The organism is Myxococcus sp. CA005 (assembly GCF_006518205.1).
GTDB classification, from domain to species: domain Bacteria; phylum Myxococcota; class Myxococcia; order Myxococcales; family Myxococcaceae; genus Myxococcus; species Myxococcus xanthus.
This window is the reverse complement of record NZ_SRLV01000098.1, coordinates 25686-32244: the sequence shown is the minus strand read 5'-3', so window position 1 is coordinate 32244 and position 6559 is coordinate 25686. Positions and strand designations below refer to the sequence as shown.

Here is a 6559-nt window from a genome sequence, read left to right as displayed (position 1 = left end):
CCCCCATGACGTCCACGGCATGCTCGATGTGCCGGACCACGTCATCCACGGTGTCACCGCCCAGATAGACGGGGGCGAAGATGATGCCCACCACCCCGCCCCGGTCTGCGATGAAGCGCAGGGATTCGTCGGAGAGGTTGCGCCAGCCGCCGCCCGCCGCGCGGACGCCCGTGTGCGAGCAGAAGAACCGGACCGAGGGGTGGGTGAAGAGGTCCTTGAGGGTGGACTCCGAGGCATGCGCCACATCCACGCTCATGCCCAGCCGGGCCATCTCCTCCATGACATCCCGGCCCAGCGGTGTGAGGCCCCGGTTGCCCATCATCGGAAAGGAAGAACCACCCAGGTCGTTGTTGGACAGGTGGGTGAGGCCCATGAAGCGCACCCCGCGCTGGTGAAGCTCCGACAGGCGCGCCACCTGGCCTTCGATGGCGTGCCCCCCTTCCACGCCCAGCACCGCGGACAGCCGCCCCTGCGCGAGGTTGTCCTCCAGCATGGCGCCGGTCGTGGTGATGCGGGCGGCATCCCCGGAGCGCGCACAGAAGGACGCCATCTGCTCAATCTGCCAGAGCGCCCGGGTCCACTCGCTCGCCCGGGCCTCCCGGGGCCACCCACGCCACGCTGCGAACACTGGGAAGCCTCCGATGAAGGGGAAGCCCCGGGTGACGATGGTGAAGCACTGGAGCTTCACCCCCGCCTCTCGCAGGCGGGGGAAGTCCACATGGCCCTCTTCAGAGCGTTCACACAGGTCGCGGTTCCACATGAGGGAATCCGCATGGCCGTCCGCGATGCACCACCGCTGGTGGAACTCTTTCACGTCACCCATGCGCGCAAGTCTGCCCACCCGCGTGCGCGAAACAAGCACCACCCGCGTCCCGATGCTCACTCAAGGGCCCTGCCCTGCCCCCTTTGCCCCTGCCGTCCCTCAAGGCTCCGACCCGGATGTCGTGCGCGGCGGGGCCTCCGGACGCACGGAGTCCTCCCAGCGCAGCACATCCGCCATCTGCCGGCGGCAGCGGGCGTCGCGGCGGACCTGGGTGGCCTCCCGCATGGCTTCGGTCGGTCCGTAGGCGTACCCCTGACCGGCCAACACGGCGCGCAGGGCGTCCGCCAGTTCCTGCCCGGACTGGAAGCGCTCTGAGGGCTCCCGGCGCAAAAGCCGGCCGAGGATGGCCCGCATGGCCGGGGACAATCCCTGGGTGGCGCGTTCCACATGCGCCGGCGCCAGACACGCCATGCGCGCGGCCATCAAGGGCGCGGGCAACCAGCTTGGCACCTCCGCCAGCAGCACCTCCGCGTCAGGCAGCGGCCCCGCGGCAAGCGCGGCCCGCTCCACGTCCTCCAGATCCAACAGGTGCAGGCCGGTGAGCACCTCCAGCAGCACCACCCCCAAGGAGAACAGGTCGGCGCGGCCGTCCAGCGGCTTTCGCTCCAGCGCTTCCGGAGAGGCGTAGGCCAGGTCGCCCCGGACGACATGGGTCTCCGTGACGATGCGCCCCGGCAGCTTCGCCCAGGCCATGGCGAAGTCAGACAGCTTCACATGGCCCCGCGCATCCAGACGCAGGCTCCGCGGCGACACATCCCGGTGGACGATGCCCAACGGGCGGCCCCGGGCGTCTTCCAGCGTATGAGCATGGTGCAGCGCATCCGCCACTTCCACGCCCACGTAGGCGGCGAACGCTTCCGAGAAGGGCCGGCGCCGCAGGGCCGCGTAGCTGATGAGCGTCTCCAGGGACTTTCCGTCCACGTGCTCCATGACCAGGTGGGGCAATCCTTCATGCACCCGCACCAGGAACACCTGCACGATGGCCGGGTGGCTGAGCCGCATCAGCAGCTTGACCTCTTCGCGCAGGCGCGCGCGACCCTGCGCGTCTCCGACGTCCTGCAAACGTTTGACGAGCACGAGGTCGCCGGGGACGCCCGCATAGTGCCGCCGGGCGAGCAGCAGCTCTCCGGAGCCCCGTGCCCCGAGGTAGCGGATCAACTCATACGCCGTGGCCCCGGTGGTGAAGAGGATGAATGGCTTTGAAGCGGGCGGATCTGGGGGGTGAGTGGACATCTCGAGTGATGCCTCCTGGGCAGGAAGTCCTCCCCTGGGTTGGGAAGGCGTGAGAAAACCTCACGCATCCCTCCTACCACCCACGTCCGACACACCCTTCCAACCTCCCAGCACGGATTCAGGGAAAAAAGGAAACGGCCCCCGCCGAAGCAGAGGCCGTCTCTGAGCGGTCCGTGAGGAAACGAGCCGCCCGCTGCGCTCGACGCGTTGACTACTACTTCTTCTTCAGCACCGGCTGCGTCACGGTCAGCTCGCGCACCACCATGTCCTCACCGTCCCGGACATACGAGGCGCGGACCTGGGCACCCTCTTCGATGTCATCCAGCTTCAGCGGCTGGTTGTTGTGCAGGATGCGCGTCTGGTCGTTCGTCTTCAGCTCGAGCTGCTTGTTGTTGCTGGTGTCGACCACGGTCAGCTCATCGTTGCCGGTGGAGAGCACGCGGCCGCTGACGCTGCTCGCGGCAGCGGTGGCACCCGCTGCGCCAGAGCCACCCAGGGCCATGTCGCCGTTCAGGTCCGTCCGGCGATCAGCCTCGGCCTCGGCCAGGTCCTGGCGCTCGTCCTGGACGTCCTGCTGCGCGCTGGCGACCTCTTCCGCGGCCTCACGCTGCGTCCCAGCGATGTCCTCCTGGGCCTCGATTTGCGTCCTGGCGATGTCCTCCCGCGCGTCCTGACGGACCTCCGCCGTCTTCTGCTGCGCCTCCACCTGAGCCTCGGCGACGTCCTGGCGCTGCGACTCGACGTTGTCGCGCTTGCTGCAGCCAGTGACGACCAACGACATACCCGCAACCGCAGTGACCGCCATCATGAGCTTGCGCATTTGTTCCTGCTCCTTTCACGTGGAAATGGGAGAAGGTTTCCCCCCTCACTCACATGCGGCCGAGAGAGCGTTTCCCCCGGCGTTGGGCAGAAACTGGGCGCTCCCCCCGCCCTTGAACAGGGGTTGTCTGGCGCACACGGATGCCTTAGGGGCACACGGCGGACCACGGGGCGCATGGCCGCCTGCCTGCCCTACCAGGGAACAAGGACAGAAAACGGAGATACGGGGCCCAGCCGTAAGAGCGGCTAGAGGCCACCGTCCACGCCACCGGGCACCTCTTCGGAGCCAGCGTCCGCGCACAGCGGCGCGCCTTCTCGCGCCCACCGCGCGATGCGCTCGCGCTCCTGTGCCGTCGGCATGGGTACCGGACGCCACGGCGGCGGCATGTCCTTGAACACGTACGCGCGCGCCTGGATTCGCGCCGCCATCGCGTGCGCGCCTGGGATACCTCCATCCTCGGGCGCGTAGTAGTCCAGGCGGAACGACTTCACGCCGCTGTCGCTCGTATCGGCGCCGTGGCACGAACTCACGCAACTCGCCGCCATGATGGGCTGGATGTCCTCGCACCACGTGGGCACGGGCCCCGCGTCACCGCCGTCCGGCACTCCCGGCAGTCCCAGCACCTCACAGGTGCGTCCTTCCCCTGGCCTCGCCGCGACACAGACGTACGGCGGCGGGCAATCCTGTGCGTCCTCGCACGTCTTGCCCGTGAAATCGATGGCGTCCGGCGTGCACGCCATGGCCACGCAGACGGAGAAGGATGCGCTCGCGAGAAGTCTCTTCATGGGGCGTGTGGTCGGAATCTCAATTCCCTCCGTCCGTGTCGCACCACGCCCCCGTCATCCTGGGAGGCGCTGCCCACATCCGCCCCGCCGTCCAGCGAACGATCATGCCCCCGAGTATACCGGTGACGGTAGCGGGCGTACGGGTCCGCGAGCGCGTTGACAGCGCGGAGTCACCCTTGTAGTGCGTGCCCAGGTCCCGTCGTCGCAAGGAGCCGTGAGGCCATGCAGGTCTGGGTCAACGGAGAGACGCACGAGGTGCCGGAAGGCACCACCCTTTCGGCACTTCTGGAGTCGCTTCAAGTGGGCGGCCCCGGCGTCGCCGTGGAAGTGAACGCGGAGGTGGTGCGCCGCGCCCGCCATCCCGAACACCACCTCCAGGCGGGAGACCGCGTGGAAATCGTCACCTTCGTCGGCGGCGGCTAGCCAGGAGTCCGCACATGAGCATCCAGGACAAGCCTTTCACCATCGCCGGAGTGACGTTCAGCTCCCGGCTCATCCTCGGCACGGGGAAGTATCCCAGCCACGACATCATGAAGCGCTGCCACGAGTCCTCCGGCACGGAGATGGTGACCGTGGCCGTGCGCCGCCTGGACCTCAAGGCCACGGGCGAGGCGTCGCTGATGAACTGGATTGACCGCAACCGCCTGCGCCTGCTCCCCAACACAGCGCTCTGCTACACGGCGGATGACGCGGTCCGCACCTGCCGGCTCGCCGAGGAGCTGGGCATGAGCAAGTGGGTGAAGCTCGAGGTGCTCGGCGACGAGAAGACGCTCTACCCGGACGTCGAGGAGACGGTGAAGGCGGCCCGCATCCTGGTGAAGGAGGGCTTCACCGTGCTGCCGTACACCAGCGACGACCCCATCACCGCCCGCAAGCTGGAGGACGCGGGCTGCGCGGCCGTGATGCCGCTGGCGGCGCCCATCGGCAGCGGCCTGGGCATCCGCAATCCGCACAACATCCGCCTCATCCTGGAGACGGTGAAGGTCCCCGTCATCGTGGACGCGGGCGTGGGCACGGCGTCCGACGCGGCCATCGCCATGGAGTTGGGCGTGGAGGCGGTGCTGATGAACACCGCCATCGCCGGAGCGCAGGACCCGGTGCGCATGGCCGTGGCCATGAAGAAGGCGGTGGAGGCTGGCCGCGACGCGTATCTGGCGGGCCGCATCCCGCGAAAGGCCTACGGCTCCGCGTCCAGCCCGATTGACGGGCTCGTCCACCACTGACGGTCGGGGGCGCACGGTGGTGCCTTCAACCGTTCCCCGGCTCGTCGTCATCACCGACTGGCGCCTGCCGTCCGAACGGCTGAGGTGGGCGCTCACCCGGGCGCTCGACGCCGGGCCCGAGGTGGCCGTCCAGCACCGCCATCCCGAGGCCACCGGGCGCCGATTCCTCGACGAGGCGCGGGAGCTTGCCGCGTTGTGCCACCCACGTGGCAACCCGCTCTTCATCAATGGGCGTGTCGACGTGGCGCTGCTCGTCGGCGCCCATATCCACCTTCCCGCCCATGGCCCTTCCCCCATGGACGTCCGCCCGCACCTTCCCGCCGGGAGGTGGATCAGCGCCGCCGTGCATGACGTGGCGGAGGCCCATGCGGCCCGAGGCGCGAACCTCGCCTTGGTGAGCCCGGTGTTCGCGCCCGGTTCCAAGCCGGGAGACACACGGCCTCCCCTCGGGCCGGAGGGGTTCAGCGCCCTGGCCGCGGCGTTGCCCTGCCCCGCGCTGGCCCTGGGCGGAATCACCCCCGCGCGGGCGATGACGCTACCGGACGCGGCGGGCTTCGCGGTCATCTCGTCCGTCCTGGAGGCCGACGACCCGACGGCGGCGGCTCGGAGCCTGCTGGCCGCGCGCGCCGGGCGGGCTATGCTGCGCACCCCGTGAGCTCCACTCCCGCTGCCGCCGCGCTGCGCCCCCTCGCCATGGGGGAGATGATTGACCGTGCCGCCACCTTCTGGCGCTCCCACCTGAAGCCCCTCTTCCTGCTGAGCTTCGGCTTCACGCTGGTGAACTACATCGCGACCAAGGCGACGTTGGTGATTGGCCAACGGTTGGCGCCACTGCTCTACACGGGAGACGCGGAGTCGCGCGCCCAACTGGACCCGGCGGTCATGCTGCCGCAAGCGAGCATCACCATCGCGCTGTGGATGAGCCTGTTCCTGTTCCTCGTCTGGATGTACTGGCTGGCCACCCTGGCCGCGTCCCGCTACGTCCTCACCTCCCAGTTGGGAGAGCCGGTCCGCCCCGCGGATGCACTGCGCCGGAGCTTCTCGCGGCTGGGCACGCTGACCGGGGTGTACCTGCTGTCGCTCGGCTGGTCCGCGCTGGTGACGATGGCGCTCATGCTGCCCGGGCTCATCCTCGCGATCATCGGCATCGCCGTCGGAGTGGCCTCGGGTTCCAACACCCTGGCCGTCGTGCTGGGCGTGGTCGGTACGTTGCTCGCGAGCCTGGGACTGCTGGCCGCGGCGCTCTGGTACATGCTGCGCTTCCTGCTGGTGCCCCCGGTGCTGGCCATGGAGGACCTGGGCGCCTGGGAGACGTTCCGGCGCTCCGGTCAGCTCCTGTCGGGCCGCGTGGAGCCGGGCTTCATGGGACGGGTGATGGTGCGGGCGATGATTCTCTTCACCGTGGTGAGTCTCATCCTCATCTCCGTCCAGCTCGTCTCCGGATTGCCCTCGTGGCTGGTGATGATGCCCTACGGCAGCCCCTTCGACCCGGGGACCATGGCCCGCACGCCGCAGTTGCTGCTCGTCCCGGTGGAGCTGCTGCAGACGGTGGCGCAGTCCTTCTTCACGCCCATCAACTTCGTCTTCTGCGCCCTCTTCTACCTGGACATGCGCGTGCGCCGCGAAGCCCTGGACCTGGAGCACCAGCTCAACACGATGACGCCCGCCAATTGAC

At 68.9% G+C, this 6559-nt stretch carries 8 protein-coding genes; 4 read left to right on the top strand and 4 right to left on the bottom strand.

The features are described 5' to 3' along the window. The 4 genes from FMQ63_RS31285 to FMQ63_RS31270 form a co-directional block, all read right to left on the bottom strand. Positions 1 to 823: dipeptidase (locus FMQ63_RS31285; protein ID WP_141276835.1), on the bottom strand; the 823-nt coding region annotated here is incomplete at its 3' end. A 99-nt stretch (positions 824 to 922) separates the two neighbouring features. Next, entirely contained in the window at positions 923 to 2056 is a 1134-nt protein-coding gene (locus FMQ63_RS31280) for a serine/threonine-protein kinase (protein WP_011553317.1), read from the bottom strand. A 214-nt stretch (positions 2057 to 2270) separates the two neighbouring features. After that, complete coding sequence (locus FMQ63_RS31275) at positions 2271 to 2876, bottom strand: hypothetical protein (protein ID WP_011553316.1); 606 nt, start codon at positions 2874 to 2876, stop codon at positions 2271 to 2273. Positions 2877 to 3121: 245 nt separating this feature from the next. Then, positions 3122 to 3661 (bottom strand): hypothetical protein, encoded by a 540-nt coding sequence (locus tag FMQ63_RS31270; protein ID WP_011553315.1) that lies wholly within the window; start codon positions 3659 to 3661, stop codon positions 3122 to 3124. Positions 3662 to 3883: 222 nt separating this feature from the next. On the opposite strand from FMQ63_RS31270, the gene thiS reads away from it, so the two are divergent. The 4 genes from thiS to FMQ63_RS31250 are packed head-to-tail and all read left to right on the top strand — an operon-like array spanning position 3884 to position 6558. Then, positions 3884 to 4084 (top strand): sulfur carrier protein ThiS, encoded by a 201-nt coding sequence (gene thiS, locus FMQ63_RS31265; protein WP_026114303.1) that lies wholly within the window; start codon positions 3884 to 3886, stop codon positions 4082 to 4084. A 14-nt stretch (positions 4085 to 4098) separates the two neighbouring features. Further along, positions 4099 to 4884, top strand: coding sequence for a thiazole synthase (locus FMQ63_RS31260; RefSeq protein ID WP_011553313.1), 786 nt, complete (start codon positions 4099 to 4101; stop codon positions 4882 to 4884). 16 nt (positions 4885 to 4900) lie between these two features. Continuing rightward, positions 4901 to 5539 (top strand): thiamine phosphate synthase, encoded by a 639-nt coding sequence (locus tag FMQ63_RS31255; protein ID WP_011553312.1) that lies wholly within the window; start codon positions 4901 to 4903, stop codon positions 5537 to 5539. Continuing rightward, positions 5536 to 6558 (top strand): hypothetical protein, encoded by a 1023-nt coding sequence (locus FMQ63_RS31250; RefSeq protein ID WP_011553311.1) that lies wholly within the window; start codon positions 5536 to 5538, stop codon positions 6556 to 6558. The genes FMQ63_RS31255 and FMQ63_RS31250 overlap by 4 nt, the downstream gene beginning before the upstream one ends. The last annotated feature ends 1 nt before the right edge of the window (position 6559 follow it).

Bases quoted from the DNA above. Each gene is read 5' to 3' on its own strand.
- FMQ63_RS31280 (WP_011553317.1), bottom strand. From the start codon at position 2,056: ATGTCCACTCACCCCCCAGATCCGCCCGCTTCAAAGCCATTCATCCTC.
- FMQ63_RS31275 (WP_011553316.1), bottom strand. From the start codon at position 2,876: ATGCGCAAGCTCATGATGGCGGTCACTGCGGTTGCGGGTATGTCGTTG.
- FMQ63_RS31270 (WP_011553315.1), bottom strand. From the start codon at position 3,661: ATGAAGAGACTTCTCGCGAGCGCATCCTTCTCCGTCTGCGTGGCCATG.
- thiS (WP_026114303.1), top strand. From the start codon at position 3,884: ATGCAGGTCTGGGTCAACGGAGAGACGCACGAGGTGCCGGAAGGCACC.
- FMQ63_RS31260 (WP_011553313.1), top strand. From the start codon at position 4,099: ATGAGCATCCAGGACAAGCCTTTCACCATCGCCGGAGTGACGTTCAGC.